General features: G+C 70.5%; 22 protein-coding genes. 9 read left to right on the forward strand and 13 right to left on the reverse strand.

Going from position 1 to position 20,793, the window contains the following annotated elements:
* Positions 1–111: 111 nt before the first annotated feature.
* From ACWCXC_RS36695 to ACWCXC_RS36705, 3 genes are all read right to left on the reverse strand, one after another.
* Positions 112–1,065, reverse strand: coding sequence for a DMT family transporter (locus ACWCXC_RS36695; RefSeq protein WP_450684740.1), 954 nt, complete (start codon positions 1,063–1,065; stop codon positions 112–114).
* A 158-nt stretch (positions 1,066–1,223) separates the two neighbouring features.
* Positions 1,224–2,255: an EamA family transporter gene (locus ACWCXC_RS36700; protein ID WP_450891745.1), complete on the reverse strand. Its 1,032-nt coding sequence runs from the start codon at positions 2,253–2,255 to the stop codon at positions 1,224–1,226.
* Between the two features lie 96 nt (positions 2,256–2,351).
* On the reverse strand, positions 2,352–2,810 hold the full coding sequence (locus ACWCXC_RS36705) for a nuclear transport factor 2 family protein (protein WP_450891746.1): 459 nt from the start codon (positions 2,808–2,810) through the stop codon (positions 2,352–2,354).
* A 128-nt stretch (positions 2,811–2,938) separates the two neighbouring features.
* Here ACWCXC_RS36705 and ACWCXC_RS36710 point away from each other — a divergent pair, with 128 nt between their 5' ends.
* On the forward strand, positions 2,939–3,547 hold the full coding sequence (locus ACWCXC_RS36710) for a TetR/AcrR family transcriptional regulator (protein WP_450891747.1): 609 nt from the start codon (positions 2,939–2,941) through the stop codon (positions 3,545–3,547).
* Positions 3,548–3,554: 7 nt separating this feature from the next.
* On the opposite strand, the gene ACWCXC_RS36715 is transcribed toward ACWCXC_RS36710, so the two are convergent.
* A complete protein-coding gene (locus ACWCXC_RS36715; RefSeq protein WP_450684744.1) occupies positions 3,555–4,088 on the reverse strand; it encodes a Clp protease N-terminal domain-containing protein in 534 nt (177 codons plus the stop codon).
* 245 nt (positions 4,089–4,333) lie between these two features.
* On the opposite strand from ACWCXC_RS36715, the gene ACWCXC_RS36720 reads away from it, so the two are divergent.
* Together ACWCXC_RS36720 and ACWCXC_RS36725 are read left to right on the forward strand one after the other, a co-directional pair.
* Positions 4,334–4,540 carry a hypothetical protein gene (locus tag ACWCXC_RS36720; RefSeq protein ID WP_450891748.1) on the forward strand — a complete coding sequence of 69 codons (207 nt, stop codon included), beginning with the start codon at positions 4,334–4,336 and terminating at the stop codon, positions 4,538–4,540.
* 78 nt (positions 4,541–4,618) lie between these two features.
* Positions 4,619–5,050 (forward strand): type II toxin-antitoxin system Rv0910 family toxin, encoded by a 432-nt coding sequence (locus tag ACWCXC_RS36725; RefSeq protein ID WP_450891749.1) that lies wholly within the window; start codon positions 4,619–4,621, stop codon positions 5,048–5,050.
* A gap of 87 nt (positions 5,051–5,137) precedes the next feature.
* Here ACWCXC_RS36725 and ACWCXC_RS36730 read toward each other — a convergent pair whose 3' ends face one another.
* On the reverse strand, positions 5,138–5,749 hold the full coding sequence (locus tag ACWCXC_RS36730) for a PadR family transcriptional regulator (protein WP_450684747.1): 612 nt from the start codon (positions 5,747–5,749) through the stop codon (positions 5,138–5,140).
* A 378-nt stretch (positions 5,750–6,127) separates the two neighbouring features.
* On the opposite strand from ACWCXC_RS36730, the gene ACWCXC_RS36735 reads away from it, so the two are divergent.
* Positions 6,128–6,937 carry a leucine-rich repeat domain-containing protein gene (locus ACWCXC_RS36735; protein ID WP_450891750.1) on the forward strand — a complete coding sequence of 270 codons (810 nt, stop codon included), beginning with the start codon at positions 6,128–6,130 and terminating at the stop codon, positions 6,935–6,937.
* A gap of 180 nt (positions 6,938–7,117) precedes the next feature.
* Positions 7,118–7,357: a DUF7660 family protein gene (locus ACWCXC_RS36740; protein ID WP_450891751.1), complete on the forward strand. Its 240-nt coding sequence runs from the start codon at positions 7,118–7,120 to the stop codon at positions 7,355–7,357.
* Between the two features lie 84 nt (positions 7,358–7,441).
* Here the strand turns inward: ACWCXC_RS36740 and ACWCXC_RS36745 are convergent, their stop codons facing one another.
* From ACWCXC_RS36745 to ACWCXC_RS36770, 6 genes are all read right to left on the reverse strand, one after another.
* The gene (locus tag ACWCXC_RS36745; RefSeq protein ID WP_450891752.1) at positions 7,442–8,020 is read right to left on the reverse strand and encodes a DUF4240 domain-containing protein; all 579 of its coding nucleotides are present in this window, start codon (positions 8,018–8,020) and stop codon (positions 7,442–7,444) included.
* A 145-nt stretch (positions 8,021–8,165) separates the two neighbouring features.
* Positions 8,166–9,053 carry a hypothetical protein gene (locus tag ACWCXC_RS36750; RefSeq protein ID WP_450891753.1) on the reverse strand — a complete coding sequence of 296 codons (888 nt, stop codon included), beginning with the start codon at positions 9,051–9,053 and terminating at the stop codon, positions 8,166–8,168.
* Positions 9,050–10,081 carry a TniB family NTP-binding protein gene (locus ACWCXC_RS36755; RefSeq protein WP_450891754.1) on the reverse strand — a complete coding sequence of 344 codons (1,032 nt, stop codon included), beginning with the start codon at positions 10,079–10,081 and terminating at the stop codon, positions 9,050–9,052. Before ACWCXC_RS36755 ends, ACWCXC_RS36750 begins: the two co-directional genes overlap by 4 nt.
* Positions 10,078–12,159, reverse strand: a complete 2,082-nt coding sequence (locus ACWCXC_RS36760) for a transposase (protein WP_450891755.1) — start codon at positions 12,157–12,159, stop codon at positions 10,078–10,080. Before ACWCXC_RS36760 ends, ACWCXC_RS36755 begins: the two co-directional genes overlap by 4 nt.
* Positions 12,147–12,887, reverse strand: coding sequence for a TnsA-like heteromeric transposase endonuclease subunit (locus ACWCXC_RS36765; RefSeq protein ID WP_450891756.1), 741 nt, complete (start codon positions 12,885–12,887; stop codon positions 12,147–12,149). The genes ACWCXC_RS36760 and ACWCXC_RS36765 overlap by 13 nt, the downstream gene beginning before the upstream one ends.
* Positions 12,888–13,033: 146 nt before the next feature.
* Positions 13,034–13,855: an MBL fold metallo-hydrolase gene (locus ACWCXC_RS36770; protein WP_450891757.1), complete on the reverse strand. Its 822-nt coding sequence runs from the start codon at positions 13,853–13,855 to the stop codon at positions 13,034–13,036.
* Between the two features lie 185 nt (positions 13,856–14,040).
* Between ACWCXC_RS36770 and ACWCXC_RS36775 the strand changes: the two genes are divergently transcribed.
* Complete coding sequence (locus ACWCXC_RS36775; RefSeq protein WP_450684749.1) at positions 14,041–14,301, forward strand: hypothetical protein; 261 nt, start codon at positions 14,041–14,043, stop codon at positions 14,299–14,301.
* Positions 14,302–14,391: 90 nt separating this feature from the next.
* Entirely contained in the window at positions 14,392–15,213 is an 822-nt protein-coding gene (locus tag ACWCXC_RS36780) for a PhzF family phenazine biosynthesis protein (protein WP_450684750.1), read from the forward strand.
* Between the two features lie 129 nt (positions 15,214–15,342).
* On the opposite strand, the gene ACWCXC_RS36785 is transcribed toward ACWCXC_RS36780, so the two are convergent.
* Entirely contained in the window at positions 15,343–16,122 is a 780-nt protein-coding gene (locus ACWCXC_RS36785) for a CPBP family intramembrane glutamic endopeptidase (protein ID WP_450684751.1), read from the reverse strand.
* A 184-nt stretch (positions 16,123–16,306) separates the two neighbouring features.
* Here ACWCXC_RS36785 and ACWCXC_RS36790 point away from each other — a divergent pair, with 184 nt between their 5' ends.
* Entirely contained in the window at positions 16,307–18,097 is a 1,791-nt protein-coding gene (locus ACWCXC_RS36790; RefSeq protein WP_450891758.1) for a substrate-binding and VWA domain-containing protein, read from the forward strand.
* Positions 18,098–18,151: 54 nt separating this feature from the next.
* Here ACWCXC_RS36790 and ACWCXC_RS36795 read toward each other — a convergent pair whose 3' ends face one another.
* The gene (locus ACWCXC_RS36795) at positions 18,152–19,657 is read right to left on the reverse strand and encodes a glutamate-cysteine ligase family protein (RefSeq protein ID WP_450684753.1); all 1,506 of its coding nucleotides are present in this window, start codon (positions 19,655–19,657) and stop codon (positions 18,152–18,154) included.
* Between the two features lie 480 nt (positions 19,658–20,137).
* Between ACWCXC_RS36795 and ACWCXC_RS36800 the strand changes: the two genes are divergently transcribed.
* Positions 20,138–20,731 (forward strand): hypothetical protein, encoded by a 594-nt coding sequence (locus ACWCXC_RS36800; RefSeq protein WP_450684754.1) that lies wholly within the window; start codon positions 20,138–20,140, stop codon positions 20,729–20,731.
* The last annotated feature ends 62 nt before the right edge of the window (positions 20,732–20,793 follow it).

Here is a 20,793-nt window from a genome sequence, read left to right on the forward strand (position 1 = left end):
CCCGGGCCCCCCCGCGGCTGTCGCCGACTCGCTCCCCGTACCGGACTAGCTGGCGTCCCCCTTACGGGCCCGGGGGGGCGGGCGCGTCGAGGCCCCCCCGCCCCGGGCGGCTCAGACGACGGCGACGGCCTCCTCGCGGGCACCCACCGCGCCGCGCGTCTCGGCGACGGCCAGCCCGGCCACCGCGACGAGCAGGAGCAGCGTCCCGGCGACCGTGGCCGGGGTGAGCGGCTCGTCCAGCACGACGACGGCGATGACCGCCGCGCTGACCGGCTCCAGCAGCATGACGACGGACACGGTGGCGGCCCGCACGGTCGCGGCGCCGGCGAAGTAGAGGGCGTAGGCGAGGGCGGTCGGGACCGAGGCCATGTACACGAACAGGACCACGACCCGGGCGGGGTGGTCCGTGTGTGGGACGAAGCCCTCGGCCGCCGCCATGGGCAGCATCACGAGCGCGGCGACGCCGAACGCCCAGGCGCTGGTGGCGAGCGGATCCGCGCCGGCCCCGTCGCGGCCGAGCCACCGGGTGAGCAGGGTCATCCCCGCGTAGCCGGCCGCGGAGAGCAGGGCGAAGGCGATCCCGGCCGGGCGGACGGCTGCCGCGTCGCCGCCGAGCACGAGGACGGCGAGGCCCGTCAACGCCCCGCCGACCGCGGCGATTCCGCCGAGTCCGAGCCTCTCCCCCATGGCCAGCCGGGCGCCGATGGCGATGAGGACGGGACCCGCCCCGAGGGTGACCACGGTGGCGACGGCGAGGCCGGTGGCCTGGACGGCGGCGAAGTACGTGGTCTGGAAGACCGCCAGACCGAGGCCGGTTCCGAGGATGCGCAGCAGCCGGCGGCGCCGGGACTCGGCGGGCGCGGGGCGACGGGTCCGCAGGGCGAGCGCGCCGAGCAGCAGCACGAGGCCGCCCGCGCAGCGCCAGAACGACAGTGCGAGGGGCCCGGTGTCACCGGCCGCGAAGAGCAGCGAGGCCGCGGCCCCGGCCGTGCCCCAGGCGACTCCGGCGATGATCAGATAGCAGAGGCTCCGCCCGACAGGCAGGCCGGAAGCAGGATTCGACACGTGACTTCTCCATGGGAAGACAGGAAGGTGGTCGCTTCGCTCCGCACGCGGGCAGCGACGAACCGCTCGGGGACTGCCCGAGTCCGGTCTTCGTCAGGTGTGGCGGCCCGCGTCAGGCGGCAGGCGGCGGAAGTACGGTCGAGTGCATGGCCGCGACTCTAGAGGGCGAGCCGTCCGGCCGACAACTCGCTTCCGGCGTCGTCCGGTTGCCCGCCCGGTCCGCTCGCGACCGGGCCCGAGGGCGCGGAGGGGGTCGAGGACTGGGCGATGAGGGCGCCCGCCAGCACCAGCACGCCGCCGATGAGCTGCGGTGCGGCCAGGTGCTCCCCCAGGAGCACCCAGGCGAGCACGGTGGCGACGACCGCTTCGAGGCAGGCGACGACCCCCGCGACGGCCGGTGACAGCAGGCGGACGGAGATCACGCCGGTCACGTACGCGACGACGGTCGCCAGGAGCACGATCCAGGCCAGCAGCAGCCAGGCGGGCACCTGGGCGCCGTTCATGAAGGTGTCGCCGCCGAGGACGGACCACTCCATCGTCCAGGGCCGCGTCACGGCGGTGAGCACGACGGCCCCGACGAGCAGTCCGTACGCGATGACGCCGACCGGGTCCGGGGGTTCGGCCCTTCTTCCCGCGTCCGCACCGCTCGGGCCGGAGGGGTCGCCCGCACCGCCCTGGTCGGAAAGGACGAAGTAGCCGACCTGGCAGCAGGCCGCGCCGAGGGCGAGCAGCAGGCCGAAGGCATCGAATCCGAGGCCCGCCCAGACCTCGACGACGCAGGCCAGGCCGCCCACCGCGAGCACCACGCCGACGGCGGCGGCCCGGGTCACCGGCCGGTGCTGGACGAAGCGGACCCAGCCCAGGACGAGGGCGGGTGCCAGGTATTCGACGAGGAGGGCGACGCCGACCGGGATGCGGGAGAGCGCGGCGAAGTAGCAGGCCTGGACGCCCGCGACGGCGAGGAGCCCGAAGCCCAGGAGCAGCACGGGGCGGGTGCGGACCAGACGGCGGTGGTGCCAGGCCACGGGGAGCAGGACGAGCGCGGCGCCCGCGACCCTGAGCCACACCACGTGGAGCGGGTCGAGCCCCGCCTCGATGAGTGGCTTGGCCGCCACCCCGGAACCGCCGAATGCGAAGGCCGAGGCCAGGGCGAGTCCCAGGCCGGCGCTTCTCCCCTGAGACGCGTGCATCGGCACATCATGACAGCTGCCGTCAGGAGCGTCACCCCCGTAGCACCTGTCGCGGATCGCACTCCGTCGGGGAGGCGCCCGCCGCGCTCCGCTCCGTCAGCGCGCGGCGCCCGGAGGTGCCGAGGCGATCGAGGCGCCCGCGCGGGCGACGGCGGGCGCGTCCATGTAGTCCCGCGCCCGGGTGATCAGCCCGTGGCGGACCCGGAGGACCAGCAGCCCGGGAACGGCGAACCGCTCGCCCCGCGCGGACTCCACGACGGCCACGTGCTCGCCGACGACGGTCCCGGCCTCGGCGGTCTCGTGGACGGCCAGGTCCGCGATCTCCACCATCCGCAGCGGCGAGGCGCCCCAGGCCGCCCGGTATCCGGCCCGGACCGCCTCGCGCCCCTCGAAGCGCGGGGGGAACCCGGGCGTGGTGAAGGGGAATTCGTGCGTGGCGTCCTCCGCGTACAGATCGGCCAGGTCGTCGGCCGCCATCTCCGCCATCGCCCGGTGATAGAGGCCGAGGACCTCGCGCGGCGTACGGCGGGCGACCGTACCGACGGCCTTCGTCATGGAATCCACTCCGTTTCCCCCACTGGTGTCGTCGGACGGAATTTCACTCAACAGATGTTGAGTGAATGACGATACGAGCCGCCCGGGAGCGGGTCAACGGGTTCGGTCAACGGATGTAGAGTCCGGCTGTGACGACGCACTCCCTCTCCCGCGCCGACCGCCGCAGGGCCACCGAGGCCCGCATCCTGGCCCGCGCCCGGGAGCTGTTCGCGGCGAAGGGGTTCGACCGCACCACGATCCGTGCGGTGGCGACGGCGGCCGGGGTCGATCCGGCGCTGGTGATGCAGTACTTCGGATCGAAGCGGGAGCTGTTCACCCGCGCCGTGCAGGCATCCCCGGCCCCCGCACCCGAGGCGGACGGCGAGGCCCTGCTCGACCACCTCCTGACCGGCCTCGGTGCCAAGCTCGGCGGACTGCCCGACGGAGCGCGGGCGATGCTGCGCTCCATGCTCACGGACCCGGCGGCGGCCTCCCACGTACGCGAAGGGCTCGACGAGCAGATCGCGGGCATCGGCCGGGTCCTGACGGCGGCGGGCGGGGCCGGGCACGAGGACCGGCCCGCCCAAGGAGACCCGGACGCCGAACTGCGCGCGGCGCTGATCGTCACGACGATGGTGGGCGCCACGCTCGGCCATCAGCTGCTCGGCATCAGCGCCCTGCGGGACGTTCCGGCCGACCGGATCACCGCTCTGCTCCGCCCGGCCCTGGAGGCACTCGCCGGCCGCCCGGCCGGCTGAGCGGGGCTCAGCACCACCCGGCGGCCTGTCCGGCCCGGCCCGCGAGCGACGCGGTGTCGACGCCCGCCCGCTCCAGGACCTCCACGGCCCGGCACTCCCGGTCGGCGGCCAGGACCGCGAGCAGATCGACCCCCTCGGCCCGGTCCCTGCCGAGCGCCCCGGCGCGGGCGTACGCCTGCGCCATCGCGGAGGCCGCCGAGGGCGACCAGCCGCCGGCGGCCGCGTCCGGCACCACCGGGATCGCTCCGGAGTCCTCGACCGCCCCCTGCCAGCGGAGTCCGTAGCCGATGCTGCGCTGGACGAGGTAGCCGAGCACCCTGGCCAGCTGCGGACCGCCGTCGAAGGCCGACCGCACCTCGGGGTCGGACTCGATCAGGGAGTGCAGGAGGTGGGCGGTGTCGATCTGCCGGTCGCCGTCCCTCAGGGCCCGTCTGCGCGCACCCGACACCACAGTGGCGAGCGCGGCTCCGAGTGCGGCGTCGGACTCGGCGCGGTGGTGCGCTGCGGGCTGCTGGGGAATGCGCGGCGTACGGTTCTGCACCCTTCCACCCCATCAGTCCGGGCGCCCGGAAACGTCCCCGTGGAGTCCCATTGCCGCATCCGACCCGAGTTGTGCGCACGGGGGCGGGTCCTCCTCCTTACGGATGAGATCGGGCCGTTCCGGGAACGCGTGCGGAACCACGGCGCGCGCCGCCTTGCCACGCGCTCCCGGAGCAACCGCGGACCTCCCCGCGCTCGTCCCACAGCACAAGGCACTGGTACGGCGGGAAGGAGGCGGTTGCGGGGATGAGCTGGCTGGTCTCCCTGCCCGCGCTGGACGGGCGCGACTACGTCTACCGGGTCCACGCCCCGCCCGACGCCCTGCCCGCCGATCTGTTCTGGGCGGCGTTCCACTGCCACGACGACGGACCCCACCCGCGCGCGTCCGACCGTTTCGACGCGGCGGAGATCCGCCGGGCCGGTACGGATCAGGGGCCCGGTCAGCACATCTGACGGTTCATCAGTATTGAATGTTCGCGCCACTGCGGCTACGTTCCGCGACACCGTAACCCGGAGAGAAGGGGTGGTCGCATGGCCGAAGTCAGTGCAGAGGCGCGTATCGGGGCACCGGCCGAGAAGGTCTGGGCCCAGCTGACCGACTTCAGCGCGTACGGGGAGTGGAACGCCACGCACACCAGCTTCCCCAAGGGCGGTCCGGCCACACTCGAACTGGCCGCCACCTACGAGGAGAACATGAAGCTCATGGGCTTCCCGGCCGAGGTCACCTGGACGGTGGCCGAGCTGGAGACGGGCCGGCTGCTCACGACCACGGGCAAGGGACCGATGGGCGTGAACCTCCGGATGCGGTACGCGCTGACGCCGGACGGCGACGCCACGGCGCTGCGGATCGACGGCGAGTTCACGGGCGCGGCGGTCTCACTGATGGCGGGCAAGCTGAAGGACTCGGCCACGGCGGCGCTCGTCGAGTCGCTGCGCAAGCTGGACGGACTGGTCGCCGCCTGACCACCGCGCGACGGGTACGGCGAAGGCCCCGCGGCTCGGCCGCGGGGCCCTTGTGCGCACCTCTCCTCATGTCTCCCACCGACCGGGTCAGCCCTCGTCGGCGAGGATGAGGTAGAGCCTCTTGCGGGCGTCGTTGATCACCGCGAGCGCCTTCTCGCGCTGCTCGGCCGAGCCGGTCTTCCAGACCTGGCCGAACGCCTCCATCATCCCGAAGCCCGCCTGCCGGACCTCGTTGAGGCTCTCCCAGTCGACGCCGCGGCCGGCCTCCTCCCAGGGCGCGTCCGGCCCGGACTCCGCCTCGGCGCGGCCGGCCTCGGTGAGCGTGAAGAGCTTCTTGCCGCCCTCGCTCTCGCTGACGATCAGCCCCTCGTCCTCCAGCATCTGGAGCGTCGGATACACCGAACCGGGGCTGGGCCGCCAGGCCCCGCCGCTGCGCTCGCCGATCTCCTGGATCATCTCGTACCCGTGCATCGGGCGGTCCTTCAGCAGGGCCAGGATCGACGCGCGCACATCACCGCGCCGCGCCCTCCCCCGGCCACCGCCCCGGCCCCGCCCGCCGAACGGGCCTCCCCCGAAGGGCCCCCCGCCGAACGGCGGCCCGAACTGCCCGAAGGCGGCCCGACGCCCCTCGAAGTCCCCCTGCTCGTACCGGCCGGGCCCACAGGGGCCGCGACCGTGTCCGTGGTCGTGTGCATGCATGGCCGCACTCCTTCTCGTATCGATCTTCTTATCGCTGCATTGTCGCGATGCCTCAACGATATATCGGAACCGGTCGCATGACAAACCCCCTGCTCGGGGTCGGGCTGACCTGTGACAGTGATCGTTGATCGATTGACAGGCATGGTTGATCAAAGCTGCTTTATGTCAGCTAAGAGTGACCACTTGGCCGTCTGTGTCAGCAGAGGCCGACCGTTGTGTGGCGTTGCCCTACTGATGGTGAAGCGCGCAGGCTCGTGGATTCCGGGAGCCGTGAGCCGGTGAACCCGTGTATCGGCCTCCGTCGAAAGCTGCCTTGCAGACGGGTTCGACCCGGATTAACCGCTGGGTCGTTCCGATGGAGATCCGTATCTTGACCCCATGGCGAATGAGGGAGAGCCGAGACTCTTTGTGAACCGGTGGGGCGACACATCGGACCCGGCGTCGGTCGGCGGCGAGTCCTATCGGCATGAGTGCAGATGCTTCGACCAGGCCAGGCCGCATTCGCGAGCGCGCGTTGGCTTCCATGCCGAATCTCAGGACGCTTCGGCCCCTGGGTGGAAACGACTGCTGCAGCTCGTTGACGAGGCCGCGGCCGACGGACGGGAGGAGTTCCGTCCCTTGGTTGAGCTCAGCCCGGTTGAACGGCGGCAGATCGTGACCTTGCCTCCGAGCATCGCCAAGCTGACTGCGGTCAAGCGTTTCGTGCTCTACGGCAGCAACCTGGTCCGGATCCCGCCCGAAATCGGGGCGATGACCAGCCTGGAGGAGTTCACCCCGTATACCTCCTACCGACTGCACTGGTTCCCCTACGAGATCACCAGGTGCTCCAAGCTGGCCCGAAGCACGGTGAGCACACGCGCGCTGTTCGGGAACTACAAGCTCCGTCCCCCCTTTCCCCGTCTCCGGCCGCCTCAGGACTCTGTCGCGGACCTCGACCTGACGGCGCTCGATGCCAGCCGCTGGGGGACAACGGCCATCCGCAGCTGCAGCGTCTGCGACCGGCCGATCAAGCAGCACGGCCTCCACCAAGTGTGGATCTCCCTGAGGGTAGCCACCGATGTGCTACCCCTCCTGGTCAACGCCTGCTCGGCGACCTGTGTAGACGCCCTTCCCCAAGGAGCCGAGGGCTACGTGCAGTTCCCGCACACGGGCGGCAACGTCGACCAGCCGGCGTCAGACTGGGACTGATCACCTGACCGCGGCGACACAGAGCCGCTGCTCAACGCAACGACTTCCCGGTGCGCTCGGGATGGGCGGCATGGACGTGTCTCACTGCGGTGACCAGGCCTGTAGGGGTGAACCGGCTCTGTCGCTGCTCCTGCGACCGGGGTAGATCCCCGCGCGATCGTACGGGGTACGTTGTCGTCCATGTCTCCCGAACCGCGTAGCCGTGAAGAGCTGGTCGCCTTGCTGCGTGACCTGCACAAGGAGTTCCGTGCCCGGGGCCACGAGTGGGAGAACAGCACCCTGGACGACTTCTTGGAAGCGCTTGCCGCATGGGTGCACGACTCCCCGGGCGCGTACAAGAACGCAGGTGAGCAGATCCCGCCCGATGGTGATTGGACCTTCATGGCCCGAGCCCTCCGCGCCGCCACCCACTACGAGTAGGGCAGAGCCCTGCGCCGCTCTGGTACGTCAAATCCCAGACTCACTCTCCACCCCCGGTCATGGGCGCCGGCGTCGCGTCACTGATTAGGAGCTGGCTCTTGCGGGGAAGAGGGCGTCGAGCCGGGGTGTCCCAGTTCTCACCGTGGCCTCTACGGTGTCGATCTCTTTTTCTGGCTTCGCCCATGTCTCCTGAACGGCTTCCAGGGCCTCGTAGAACGCCTCCTCGCAGTCGCCCTCCTGGCCCGTCAGCTCGTCGAATACCTCCCGGGCCACATAGTCGAGTTCCTCCCATTCCGGCCACTCGTGGTCACACCACTCTCGCGGGTGCCGTCCCGCCAAGGCCCGCACCTCAGCAACGTCAGCGAGGGCATCCGGATCAGTAAGCACCGTCTTGTACGTCCCTTGCCCCTGGGCCACCAGCCACAGCGCGAAGTAGTCGAAGCCGTCGTCGGAGCACAAGCCACCCTCGATCCGGCCCGCCGCCCGCCACAGTGCGTCCGTGGCGACCGCCTCGCACGCGGCCTCCAGAGACGCTTGAAACTCCGCCGCCTCCGCAGCGGGCCGACATCGCAGCTCCCCGCGCAGCCATTCCAACCGTTCATGCCGGTCACCGGAGCGGCTGCTCAGCTCGTCCATGAGCGCCCAGAAGGTCTTATCGTCCATACTGCACAGGATCGCAACCACCACTGACATAACCCGAGAACCCCTTGCGTCAACAGCAGTAGCGGCCGCCCTGCCACCCTGCGCAGCCTCGGGAACGGCCCGCCTGCCGCATCGCGTGTACGTCGGCAGATGGGTGTCTGCATGATCAGGCGCTCGGCTGCTCAGCCTTCTTCGGCGACTCAGGCCAGCCGCGGGACAACCGGTAGCACTTGCGCGAGCACCATCGCCGAGTCCAGCCGTCCTTGCGGCGGTCAATGGGTTTCTGGCACTGGCCGCAGGACACCGGCCCGAAGAAGATGGATGGGTCAGCGCCCCCAGACGACCATGTGCGGCAACGGCGACTGCACCAGCGGCGAGGGGGATCGGCGAGCGACTTCGCTTCTATCGGGATGCCGCAGAACACGCATGTCCTGGAAGGCAGGGGAAGCCCGTCCCTCTCGATCAGCCGGTCCCAGCGGGAGACCTGCAGTTCGCATGTCTCCGAGCAGGTGCGCTTGGCCATTTGAGGGGTCGGCGGCATGGGGCCTTCGCAAGCGGCGCAATCGCGGAATGGCTGCCGGTCAGCGGCGTCCTCATCGCGGGAACGACGTTCGATGTAGGCCACTCTGCGGCAGGCAGAGGAACAGAGCCGGTGACGTTGACCGAACTGGATCTTCATCGGCTGCCGGCAGATTCGGCAGGGTTCCATGACTGGATACTTCTGGGGAACGCGGCAACGAGTCGAGCAGTAGACGGGCATGACGCCGAACGTGCGGGTGACCGCGAATTCGGAGCCGCACCTCTTGCACTTGACGGTGTCGAGCGTCTTCCGTAGCTGTTCGGGGTCACGGCCGGTGACGGCGGCGATCCGTGCCCAAGATGGACGGCCCTGATATCTGGGCGGTCCTGCGAGGAAGCGCCGCAGGTAGGCGGGCGGAAGGCAGTTGGCGCGGGCGAGGCGGGCGATGAAGGGATAGCAGCCTTCACCGGCAATCGGCCGGACCTGGAAGGGAAGCTTGGTGATCGGCTCGCTGTCCGCGGTGGGGTGGGTCACTTATCCGCGTCCGAGAGGCCGCCGGCGTGCCTGCGTCGGGAGGCGATGTCCAGGTCGACCGCCAGCAGGCCGGACTTGGTGATCTTCTCGGCGCCGGTGAGGATGGCATCCACGGCAGCTCCGCGGAGCTGATGGGAAAGGGTGCCGATCATGCCGCCCGTTCGGGTGTGCAGGAAGCGGTCCAAGCGAGTCAGGGTGCCACGTGTGTGCTGGTGCAGCAGCAGGTTCGCCTCCATCTGCGCGACCAGGCCCTTCCACTCCTTGTTGTAGGGGAAGGGATGGGTGGCCACCGAGGTGAAGCGGGCGGCGATCTGGTCGCCGCGGGTGCCAGATAGCAGGCCGCTGCCTTCGATGTCGATGCCGGCGTAGGCGAACGTCGCGGGGATGCGCTCGGAGAAGTACTTGAGTGTGTCGGACGCCTCGGCTCCCGTGCGGGTGTGCAGGGAGATGTTGTGGATCTCGTCGACCAGGACGAGGCCGGTGCGGGCCTTGGTGCAGACGCCGACCACGGCTTCGGTGAGGTCGGTGATGTTGGAGCTTCGCAGGACCGGGAGGCAGAGGAAACGGGCGAACTCAGCTGCGATCATGCGGGGTGTCGCGGCGGGCGGGACGGTGATGTAGATGACTGGTATGCGCTCGTCCTGGCCAGGGTGCCGGCGGCGGTCCTGCAGCTCGTGCGCCAGCCCGAGCTGGGTCAGGGCGATCGTCTTGCCGGTGTTGGCCGGGCCGGTGACGATGAGGCCCCGACGGGCGCTGATGGCGCCGCGGTTGAGGATGACCAGGCGGCGTCCGCAGGTGACGGTGTGCCGGACGGTTGAGGTGGCGACCACCTGCAGGCGGGCATGGTGGTCGAGCCGGCCCTCGTCGTACTGATACCTGTCCTCTTTAGTCAGGGCGTCGTACTCGTCCTGCGTCACCATGGCCATCGGCTCGCTGATCGCCTCCACGATGAACTCGCGCCAGCCGGGCAGGGCGGTCAGATAGCGGCCGAACTCGTCTTCCGGCTGGTCTGCCAGCGGCGTGCTCACGAACGTCTCCAGGGGTCCTCAAGCGGGTCGAAGATGCCCAGCGGGATCACTTCGGCCATCGTTTCCTCGTCCTCCGCCGGCGGCTCCGGCGAGGGTTGCGTCTCCGGTCGCGGCGGAGGCATGGCTGCTGCCGGTGTAGTGGCCTTGGTCCGGGCCGTGACACGACGGTCCGCCTTGGACCGCCTGGCCTTCCGCTTGTTTGCCGCTGGCTGTTCAGGGCCGGCGTGGGCCCGGGTCAGCAGGGCGGAGACGGCCTCGGCGAGTTCTTCCTCCGTGGCCTTGGGCAGCTGGTGGCTGACGTGGTCCCAGGCGAGGTCACCGAAGGGAACGGGCGCTCGGTTCAGGTATTTCCAGGTTGCCTGGATCCACTCGCCTTCGCCGCGGTGGTTGCGTACCCAGACACGGGAGACGTCGTAAGGGTCACGGTGGACTTCCCAGAGCCCACGCTTGGCGGTGACCCCTGAGTCGCGCCGCCGCATCGGCCCCAGCTCGGGGGCGTCGTAGGTGCGGTTGTTGATCCGAATTCCGTAGGAGTTGACGGCCCGCCAGGCCGCTGGGAGGAGTTCGACGTAGTCCTGGCCGCTGAGGGCGACAGGGACGTAGCCGCATGCCTCGACCAGCGCGGCGTACTTCTGGTTCGGCGTGAACAGCCGGCCCGGATGGTCGGGATCTCGCAGCCCCTCGTGAGGGCGGTTCTGCCAGTGGGCGACGATCCACTCGTCCAGCAGTTCCTGCAGTTCGGGCAGCGACCACAGGTTCTCGTGCTCCGGGTGGCGGCCACGGTGGTCGGTGTTGCGGCCGGTGTAGCCGGGGAGGAACTGGGCGAACATCGTGGCGACGGAGCCGAGCATCTTCTCGATGTGGCCCTTTTCGAAGGGCGAGCCCTTGTGCGTGGGCTGGAAGTCGATCTCCAGGAACCGGCAGGAGGCCCTGAAGTTGCGCGAGACGAACACCTTGCCGTGATCGCAGACGATCATCTCCGGGACGATCACCGGCTTGGCTGCCGCGTGCTCCAGACGCTCATCGAGGGTCAGCATCCGGGCATGAGGCAGCACCGAGCGGGACATCTTCAGTGCGTCGACCCAGCCTGGTCTCATCAGCTCCGGGGTGACCGTGCGGGCCAGCAGCACGCTGGCGTCGACGGACTTCGTCGTGGGCCTGAGCACCGCGGCGGCCAGTGTCCTGGTGGCGACGTCGATCATGCCGGTGAGTTCGACCTTGCCGACCACTCCGTTGTCGAGGCGGACCATGACGTCCAGCGGTGTGGAGTCGATCTGCATGACTTCACCCGGAGCCGACACCGTCAACTCACCGAACGGGGCTGCGGCCCCATGGACCTTCGACCTGCGTGTGACGGCCGACCCGGTCGCATGTGTGCCTGCCGTCAGCTTCGCCACCAGTCGGTAGAGAGTCCGTCGCGAGGGCAGCTCGGCCAGGTTCCCGTCATTCTCCCGAATGATCTCCCCGGTCCTCCAGATCAGGTAGGCCCCGTTGCGTGTCGAGGTCTCGACGCCCTCCTTGATCGCCTGCCGCATCGCCTCGACGACGGCGTCGGGCACGTCACCGAACTCCTTGCGCTTGCGGACCGAGCGGTGATCGACCAGCCGAGCCAGGCCGACCAGGCCTTCCTCCGTGTAACGGCGTCGCCGGAGGCCCACCGCTCCGGTTTTGATCTCGTGGCCGAGGGCTGCGAGTTCAGCCGCCTTGGCCTTCTGGCGCGAGGTCACCGATGTGCCCGGTCCGTAGCCCGGTCGCGGTGGTGTGCCCGGTTCGGCGCCTGGCGGCAGCCCGTGCAGGACCTCAAGGACGTGTCCTTCCCACCACAGTGCCCGCTTCATCACCTCGGGTGCGAAGATCTCCAGCAGCCCGGACTGGGGCAGAGGCATGCGTTCGGGCTGGAACAGGATCTCGAAGTCCGCGGTTTCGAACAGGTCGATCAGAGCGACAACGCGGTGCGGTGCCTCGGCGTCCTCCAGCACCGCGGCCCGTGCGGTGACCTCGAGAACCCCCCTCACCTGGCCCTCGAACCGGACTCTCTGGCCGACCACCAAGGCCGGCGGCCGCTTCAAGCTGCCCATCGGATTCCCTCCGTCCAGACGAGACTGTCGCTCTCCATAAGTCCTCCCGCCAGATCGGTCCTCAGAGCGCCGGACCACAACAGATGGAACAGCACCGGCAGAACCTGCAACCGGTCGCCGACCAGCCCGGCGCCCTCCCATAGCCCCATCGGTTCGCGGAAGACCTCCAAGAGGCCATTCCTCACCGCCACCGGTCGGCCGCAGCGGGCCCGCCGGTATCGGGACAGCCAGCGGATGTTCGCCATGAACACCGGCTCGGGCCGCCCGACCCACTCGAACTCCCAGCCCACGGCCCTGCAGGCATGCTCGGTCGCCTCGAACGCCTCTCGCGTCGCCTCGTCCATGTCGTCCGCAGCACGGACGTCAACGACGCGGGCGCGTCCGTCGGACAGCCGGACGAAGTAGTCAGGGGCATGTCGGCGTTTGCGTGTGCCGTCGTGCCAGTGCAGCCAGAACGGCTGCGAGGCGATCGCGACCACCTGCGGATCACGGTCCAGCAAGATCAGCCGGTCTCGCTCCAGCCACGACTCGTAGCCCACGTGGTCCCGCAGCGTCGCCGAGTAGTACCAGCCGGCGAACCCGTGACCGTCCTTGTGCCAGCTGAACTCCCGCACCGGGTCCACAGCCTCGAACGGCGTATCCCAGCTAGACCCAAGCGATCGACGTACGAGCGTCCCATTGACGTAAAAGGTCAGGTCAAAGGACGTGAGGGCAGCCTCTTCGAACACGCCAAGAGGTGCCCCCACCACGTCCCCCGCCCACCTGTACGCCGAATGATCAACCTGCGGTGGCACAAACTAGCGTTGATCATCCTTCACTGGCAATTGATCACCGATCACTGTCACAGGTCACGGGCCGCTCGCCGGGAAGGGGATCAGCCGATCGGCGGGGCGAGGTACTCCAGCGCGTATCCGTCGCCGGAGGGAGCCACACGGGCGATGCCGGGCGAGTCGAGGTGCGCGCCGGCCACGAAATGGTGGGGGCGCGTCAGCTGTTCGAGGAGGGTGGCGCGGGCGGCGCGGGCCGCGGGCTGATCGGTGTCGAACTCCCAGGCCACCCGGGGCCGGTCGAACTGGAGGGTGGGGACGTGCACGGTGTCGCCCCAGACGAGGAGGCGGCCCCCGGCGCCGTTCTCGATGGCGTACACGGTGTGGCCGGGCGTGTGACCGGGCGTCGGGAGCGCCACGGCCCACGCGTGGATCGCGGTCCTCTCCGACACGGGCACGACGCGGTCGCGGAGCGGAGCGAGCCGCCCCGTGAACACCGAGGCGTCGGCCGCCCCGATCCACACGCGTTCGAGAGCGGCGAACGCCTCCGAGCCGTCCGGTGCGATCAGGCCGCCCACATGGTCCACGTGCCGGTGGGTGAGGGCCACGTCGGTGAGGCGCGAACGATCGATGCCCGCCTCGTCGAGCGCGTCGTGGAGCAGTCCCACGGTCGGCTCGTGCCAGGCGTCGGAGGCCCCGGCGTCGATGAGGAGGGACCGCGTCCCGTCGGTAATGAAGAAGGCGTTGACCGACAGCCGCAGACTGCCCCCGTGCAGCGGGACGGCCGCCGGCACGTCACCGAGCACGCTTCCGTCCTCGTCGCGGAGCCGGGTCGGCGGCATGTCGAGATACCCGTCCCGCAAGGAGGTCACCCGCAGGTCACCGAAGGCGAAGGTGGTGTGGTGCCTGCCGCTCGACGTCACCCGCACGGGGCCTCCTCGTTCCGGGTGCGGACGCACTCCGCACACCTCGGTGTCGCGTCCGGCGCCGTCCGGGCCGCCTCCGTCGCACGGGGCGCGGCGCGGGGCCGGACCGGGCACGACCACACAGGATCGCGCCGAGCCGATTGTAGGATTGCGCCTCGGACCGTTCCGCAGAGGGGAGTTGACCGGAGATGATGCCCCCGTCCTGCGCGATGTGCCGGGCGTCCCGCGGGGACCACCCCTTCGACTTCTTCACGCTCGTGTACTTCCGCCGCATCGAGCCGCCCACCGACCGCGAGGGGCATCCCGCGAACGCCGTCTGGTTCTGCGCGGACCACGTCCGGTTCACCGAGGGCAAGACCCATATGAGCGCCATGGTGGCCATGGTCCACATACGCGCCGCCGTCCGGCGCGCCCGCCCGAGCATCTGGCCGCTCACGAGTCTCCCCTGAGCCGCCGGGGCCGGCCCGCTCGTCGCGCGGGGGCCGCCGATGCGGAATTGGCCTTGGTCCGCGCCCCGGCCGCGCCTCTACGGTCGGGGCATGAGGATTCGCATCGTCGACGCGTTCACCGACCGCCCGTTCACCGGAAATCCGGCCGGGGTCCTGCTCCTGGGCCCCGACGGATTCCCCGAGGACAGCAGCCTCCAGCGGATCGCCGCGGAGCTGAACCTTTCCGAGACCGCCTTCGCCCACCCGCTGCCGCCCGGCGCGGACGCCGACTGGGCGCTGCGCTGGTTCACCCCGGCGACCGAGGTGGACATGTGCGGCCATGCCACGCTCGCCACCGCCCACGTCCTGCACACCACCGGGACCGCGAGCGGTACGGTCCGGTTCGCGGCCCGGTGCGGTGTGCTGATCTCGCGCACCACCCCGGACGGCGCGATCGACATGGACTTCCCGACCGCTCCGCTCACACCCGAGTCCGCGCCGAAGGGGCTGGCCGAGGCGCTGGGCGCGGAGCCGGTCTCGGTCCACGACACGGGCCCGCACGTGGGCGATCTGCTGGTGGAGCTGGCGGACGAGGCGGCCGTACGGGCGCTGACGCCGGACTTCGCGGCCCTGGCCGGTCTCTCCCGGCGCGGTGTCATCGCGACGGCGGCGGCCGCCGGTCCCGAGGGAGGCTACGACTTCGTCTCGCGCGGCTTCTTCCCCGGTGTGGGCATCGACGAGGACCCGGTGACGGGCAGCGCCCACACGGCCCTCGCGCCGTTCTGGTCGGCCCGGCTCGGCCGCGAGGAGCTGACCGGTCTCCAGGCGTCCGCCCGCTCCGGGCTGGTCCGCACCTCGCTGCGCGGCGACCGCACGGTCCTCACCGGGCACGCGGTGACCGTCGTGGACGGCGAGCTGCTCGTCGCCCCGTAGGAGGCTCTGGACCGCAGCCGTACGACGGGAGGGGCGCCGCCCACCCGGGGCGGCCGCCCCTCCCGTTTCGCCGCCCACCGCCCGGCCGGCGGCTCCCCGCCCGGCCTCGCCCGGGTCACCGTTCCCGCGTCACGGCGTCGGGAGCCAGTCCACCTTCCCGGCGAGCAGGGCGTATCCGACGAACGCGCCGATGTCGAGCAGCGCGTGCGCGGCGACCAGCGGGCCCACCCGCTGCCACCGCCGGTAGAGCAGGACGAAGACGACGCCCATCACCATGTTGCCGAGGAATCCGCCGATGCCCTGGTACAGGTGGTACGAACCGCGCAGCACCGAGCTGGCCACCAGGGCGGCCATCGGCGTCCATCCCAACTGCCCCAGCCTGCGCAGCAGATAGCCGACGACGATCACTTCCTCCACCACGGAGTTCTGGACCGCCGAGAGGACGAGGACGGGGAACTTCCACCACACGTCGGGCAGCGATTCGGGCACGACCGTGAGGTTGAAGCCGGAGGCGCGGGCGACGAGGTAGAAGGCGAGTCCCGCGCTGCCGATGCCCGCCGCGACCAGGGTGCCGCGGCCGAGGTCCTGCCACGGCCGGCTGCGGTCGAACCCGATGACCCGCAGGCCCGTTCCCTCCCGGATCAGGAGATGGGCGACGAGTGCGACGGGGACCAGCGCCGTGGAGATACTGAAGAGTTGCCAAGCGAGATCCAGCCAGGGGCGCCCCGGCGCGTAGGAACTGTTGAGTGTGGCCGCCTGATCCTTCAAACCCCCTGGTTTCGTCAAGGATCCGACAAAACTGATCAGGGCAGACACTCCGCTGGCGCCCAGCGAGAGCGCCAGAACCAGCACCGTCTCGGACCGCAGAATCCGTTGTGACACGGCCTCCCGAGGAAAAGATTCAGCCACGCGCCCTGCCTCCACCTGTACACCTGCCCTCAGTTGTGCATTCCCGTCCCATGCCGCTCCCCGTGCCGCTAGGGTCTCGAATGCAGGTACGAAGATCATGCGCGACAGGCCGGGGGACGAGCACCATCGCCGATGGTGTGGTCCCCCTTTTCCTTGTTCATCCTCAAGGAGGGGCACCACCGACATGGGACGTCACAGCTTGCCGGACGACTACGCGGCGGACGGAAGCGGGGACCGTCCTCCGCGCCGCCGCCGTACCGTGGTCATCGCCACCCTGCTCGTTCTCGCCGTGGCCGGGGGAACAGCGGTCGCGGCACAGGGCGGCCTGCTGTCGTTCTCGAAGTCCTGCGAGGACAGCGCCGTGCACCTCACCATGATGTCCTCCCCGGACATCGCTCCCGCCGTGCGTGCCGTCGCCGACCGGGCGCGCAAGGACAACCTGAAGTCCGACGGGCACTGCGTGGACGTGGAGGTGGTGGCCCGCGACTCGTACAAGGTCGCGGACGCGCTCGCCCGCGGCACGCGGACGCCCGAGTACCAGATGTGGCTCCCCGACTCCGAGCTCTGGCTGACCCGGGCCAAGGGGAACGGGGACGCCGTGCCGATCACCCCGGGCGACTCCGTCGCCTCGTCGCCGGTCACCCTGGCGATGGTCCCCTCGGCCGCCAAGACCCTCGGCTGGCCGAAGAAGACGTACACCTGGGCCGAGCTGACCGCGGCGGCCACGCAGTCCGGCAAGGTCAGGCTGGGCGCGGCCGATCCCGCGCGCAGTGCCACCGGTCTGCTGGCCCTCACCAGCATCGGGATCTCCTCCGACAAGCAGGGCGGGGACAGCGACACCCGCGTCGCGGCCACGGCCAAGCTGCTGGCCCAGCGGATGTCGGACGGCGACACCCAGGTCGCCCAGACGCTGCCGCAGGACAGCTCCGGCGCCGAGCAGGGCAATCCGGCCCGCAACCAGGCGGTGCTCCTCTCCGAGCAGGCCGCGTTCGCCCACAACGCCGAGTCCTCCGACGACGGCAGGCTCGACCTCTTCTACCCCGAGGACGGCACCCCGCTCCTCGACTATCCGTTCACGCTGGTCAACGAGGACGAGCAGACGACGGACCAGAGCCGGGCCGCGCTGCGCTTCATGACGCTGCTGTCCGAGGACGACTCCCAGCGCACGCTGCGCGAGCACGGCTTCCGTGCCGTCGACGGCACCCCGGACGAAGCCACCGTCACGGCCGCCGGCGCCACATCGCCTCAGCCGTACGCGACGGTGCCCGGCGCCGCCCTCCCGGACGAGGCCCTCCAGCAGACGCTCGGCATGTGGACGATCACCGTGCAGAGCGCGCGGCTCACCACGGTCGTCGACGCCTCGGGGTCCATGGCGACGATCGTGCCGGGCCGCAACCAGTCACGGATGGACGTGACGAAGGCGTCGCTGATCCAGGCGCTCAACCAGTTCACGCCGAACGACGAGATCGGGCTCTGGGAGTTCGCCACCACGCTCGACGGGGACAAGGACTACCGCCAGCTGGTGGCGACCGCGCGGCTCGGCGACACCGTCAAGGGCGGTGGCACCCACCGCGAGAAGCTGGCCGCCGCCTTCGGCGCGCTGAAGCCCGTGCCGGACGGCGCCACCGGTCTGTACGACACCGCGCTGGCCGCCTACAAGGAGGCCCAGCGCACCTATGTGAAGGGCAAGTTCAACGCGGTCGTGATCCTCACCGACGGTTCCAACCAGGACGAGCGGTCCATCTCGCGCTCCGCCCTGATCGCGGAGCTCAAGAGGATCAGCGACCCGGAGCGGCCGGTTCCGCTGCTCGCCATCGCGGTGGGACCCGAGGCCGACCGCGACGAGCTGAACGACATAGCCAAGATCACCGGGGGCGGCGGCTACCAGGTGAACGACCCGGCGGAGATCCAGGCGGTGATCCTCCAGGCCGTGATGACCGCGGGCCAGAACGGCCGCGCGGCCGAGGAGGAGTAGGACACGGGGCGGCGGGGCCCCGCGGGATCCTCCGGGGTCCCCGCGGGGCCCGCCTCATGCCGCCGGGATGTCGGCGGGCCAGGTGTGCACGGGCTCGCCCGCCTGCATCAGCTCCCCGTACCGCCGGGTCATCGCGGCGAGCGCCTCACCCCGCCCGAGCCCCGCGCTCCGCACCCGGTGATAGGTCTCCGCCTGCCACGACGCCCCGTTCGTCCGCCGCCGGCAGCGCCCCTCGATGATGCCGAGATAGCGGTCCCGGTCGGCCGGCTCGACGTTCCACGCGTCGAGCCCCGCGGCGGCGAGCGGCAGCAGTTCGTCCCGTACGAGCTTCACGGCCGGCACCCGGGTCAGCGCGCCGGAGCGGCCGGGCCGGGGCCAGAGCAGTTCGGCGTCGATGCCCAGCCGGCAGGCGTTCTCGAAGTTCTCCGCCGCCGCGGCGAACGGCATCCGGGTCCACACCGGGCGCGGCTCCTCCGCCAGCGCCCTGACCAGCCCGTAATAGAGGGCCGTGTTCGCCATGACGTCGGCCACGGTGGGTCCGGCCGGCAGGACCCGGTTCTCCACGCGCAGATGCGGGACGCCGTCGACGAGCCCGTACACCGGGCGGTTCCACCGGTAGACCGTGCCGTTGTGCAGGACCAGCTCGTGCAGCTGCGGCACCCCGCCCTCGTCCAGGACCCGCAGCGGATCCTCCTCGTCGCACAGCGGCAGCAGCGGGGGGAAGTAGCGCAGGTTCTCCTCGAACAGCTCGTGGACCGAGTCCACCCACTTCTCTCCGAACCAGGTCCGCGGCCGCACGCCCTGGTTCCGCAGTTCGGGCGGCCGGGTGTCCGTGGCCTGCTGGAAGAGCGGCGGCCGGGACTCCCGCCACACCTCGCGGCCGAACAGGAACGGCGAGTTGGCCCCCAGGGCCACCTGTACCGCGGCCACGGCCTGGGCCGCGTTCCAGACGTCCGCGAAGCGCTCGGGGGTCACCTGGAGATGCAGCTGCACGGAGGTGCAGGCGGCCTCGGGGGCGATCGACCCGGAGGTGCAGACCAGTCGCTCCACGCCTTCGATATCCAGGGAGAAATCCTCGCCCCTGGCTGCCACCATTTGATCGTTGAGCAGGGTGTAGCGGTCCACGTCGGAGAGGTTCGACCGGACCATGTCGGCGTGCCCGAGCGTGGGGAGTATTCCGATCATCATGATCCCGGCATCGACCTCTGCGGCCTTCCGGTCGGCATATCCCAGCCCGGCCCGCAGCTCCTCGGCCAACTGGTCGAGAACATGGCCCGACAGATGATGGGGAACGATGTTGACTTCCAGATTGAACATCCCCAGTTCCGTCTGGAAATCACGGCTCGCGATACGCTCCAGCACCTGCCCGTTCAACATCTTCGGCATACCGTCGGCACCGGCCAGATTCAGCTCGATCTCCATGCCCATGAGGTTGCGCGGGCGATCGAACCTCCGGTCCGCCAGAAGCCTCTCCAGCCCCTCCAGGCACTGGTGGAGCTTGGTCCGGTACCGCTGCCGGTCGGACAGGTCAAAGGCGTCCGCCACGACCTTCTCCCCCATCGAAGGGTCCCTCCTCAAGTGGGCGGCCCGCGGCCCAGACCGCTCGCGTCAGGGTCGATAATGCCCAGACGGAGAGATCCGTAACGCCCCGCGGACGCCGCGCGGCCGCTAATCTGAAGAGCGAGGCCCGAGGCACATTCACTCGGCATGACGCAGCGCACAGTTTCCCGATCAGCATACGGGGAATGCACCGGCACGTTTCGGCCGACCGCGACGCGGGAATAACGCGAGGCGGTGACTGCGCCGCGCGCATCGAATCAGCGTAATCCCCGCATAATAAAGTCCGGATACCGCCTTGTCGGCAATCACCGCGACGGCTAGTGGAAACATCGTGTGAACACGTGTCGTATAAACTTCGCGGACGAGGCAGAGAGTTGACGCACCGGCCCAGTCACCGGCCTCCTCTGGCCCCGCACGCCGACACCGCCGTCTGCACCCGCCCACGCTCCACCGTGTCTCCGAAGTGAGAGGCGACCCACTATGCCGCTGCATGTTCCCCCGGCCCCCGCGCCCGCCCTGCGCAGCGTTCTCGCGGCCCTCGGTTCACCAACCGCGGTCCGCGAGGCCCGCACACCAGCCCTGCGGTCCGCCCAGGAACCACTGAGCCCCGATCAGCCGCTCCCCGTCCACGTACTGGACCGCATCGCACCGGGAGCCGTCGCGCCCGCCACCCGCCTCATCGGCTGGCGCTTCCTGATCCGCGGCACGGAACGGGCCGTCGCCGCGGCCGACACCATGCTCACCCCCGACGGCTGGGCGTTCTCGCACTTCTTCGAGGGCCCCTACCTCGCCTCGACCGAACTCGCCCTGCGCCAGGCGGAGGCGGCCCCCACCCCGTACCAGCCGAGGCTGCTGTCCATCCCCGAGCTGTACATGCTCGCCCTCTGGCTGCACGGAGACATCGCGGCGGACGCCACCGTCGGCGCCCCCGCCCCGGCCGATCTCCTCGTCCCGCTCGCCCCCGCCCCACCGGGTATCGCGGCACACCGCCCGCACCGGGTCGCCGATCTGCTCCCGGTGATCACCACCCGTATCGCACCCGGCCCCGGCCCCCTGCTCGGCTCGCCCGCCTGAGCCCCGCTCCCCCACGCCTCATGCGCGGCGCCCCGCCACCCGGACCACGGTGGGGGGGCGCC

Source organism: Streptomyces sp. NPDC001515, assembly GCF_053597115.1.

Excerpts from the sequence above, each read along its gene's own strand:
- ACWCXC_RS36780 (WP_450684750.1), top strand. The coding sequence starts at position 14,392 with ATGAGGATTCGCATCGTCGACGCGTTCACCGACCGCCCGTTCACCGGA.
- ACWCXC_RS36700 (WP_450891745.1), bottom strand. The coding sequence starts at position 2,255 with ATGCACGCGTCTCAGGGGAGAAGCGCCGGCCTGGGACTCGCCCTGGCC.
- ACWCXC_RS36790 (WP_450891758.1), top strand. The coding sequence starts at position 16,307 with ATGGGACGTCACAGCTTGCCGGACGACTACGCGGCGGACGGAAGCGGG.
- ACWCXC_RS36745 (WP_450891752.1), bottom strand. The coding sequence starts at position 8,020 with ATGGACGATAAGACCTTCTGGGCGCTCATGGACGAGCTGAGCAGCCGC.
- ACWCXC_RS36800 (WP_450684754.1), top strand. The coding sequence starts at position 20,138 with ATGCCGCTGCATGTTCCCCCGGCCCCCGCGCCCGCCCTGCGCAGCGTT.
- ACWCXC_RS36725 (WP_450891749.1), top strand. The coding sequence starts at position 4,619 with ATGGCCGAAGTCAGTGCAGAGGCGCGTATCGGGGCACCGGCCGAGAAG.
- ACWCXC_RS36705 (WP_450891746.1), bottom strand. The coding sequence starts at position 2,810 with ATGACGAAGGCCGTCGGTACGGTCGCCCGCCGTACGCCGCGCGAGGTC.
- ACWCXC_RS36735 (WP_450891750.1), top strand. The coding sequence starts at position 6,128 with ATGGCGAATGAGGGAGAGCCGAGACTCTTTGTGAACCGGTGGGGCGAC.
- ACWCXC_RS36775 (WP_450684749.1), top strand. The coding sequence starts at position 14,041 with ATGATGCCCCCGTCCTGCGCGATGTGCCGGGCGTCCCGCGGGGACCAC.
- ACWCXC_RS36730 (WP_450684747.1), bottom strand. The coding sequence starts at position 5,749 with ATGCATGCACACGACCACGGACACGGTCGCGGCCCCTGTGGGCCCGGC.
- ACWCXC_RS36720 (WP_450891748.1), top strand. The coding sequence starts at position 4,334 with ATGAGCTGGCTGGTCTCCCTGCCCGCGCTGGACGGGCGCGACTACGTC.
- ACWCXC_RS36740 (WP_450891751.1), top strand. The coding sequence starts at position 7,118 with ATGTCTCCCGAACCGCGTAGCCGTGAAGAGCTGGTCGCCTTGCTGCGT.
- ACWCXC_RS36795 (WP_450684753.1), bottom strand. The coding sequence starts at position 19,657 with ATGGGGGAGAAGGTCGTGGCGGACGCCTTTGACCTGTCCGACCGGCAG.
- ACWCXC_RS36760 (WP_450891755.1), bottom strand. The coding sequence starts at position 12,159 with ATGGGCAGCTTGAAGCGGCCGCCGGCCTTGGTGGTCGGCCAGAGAGTC.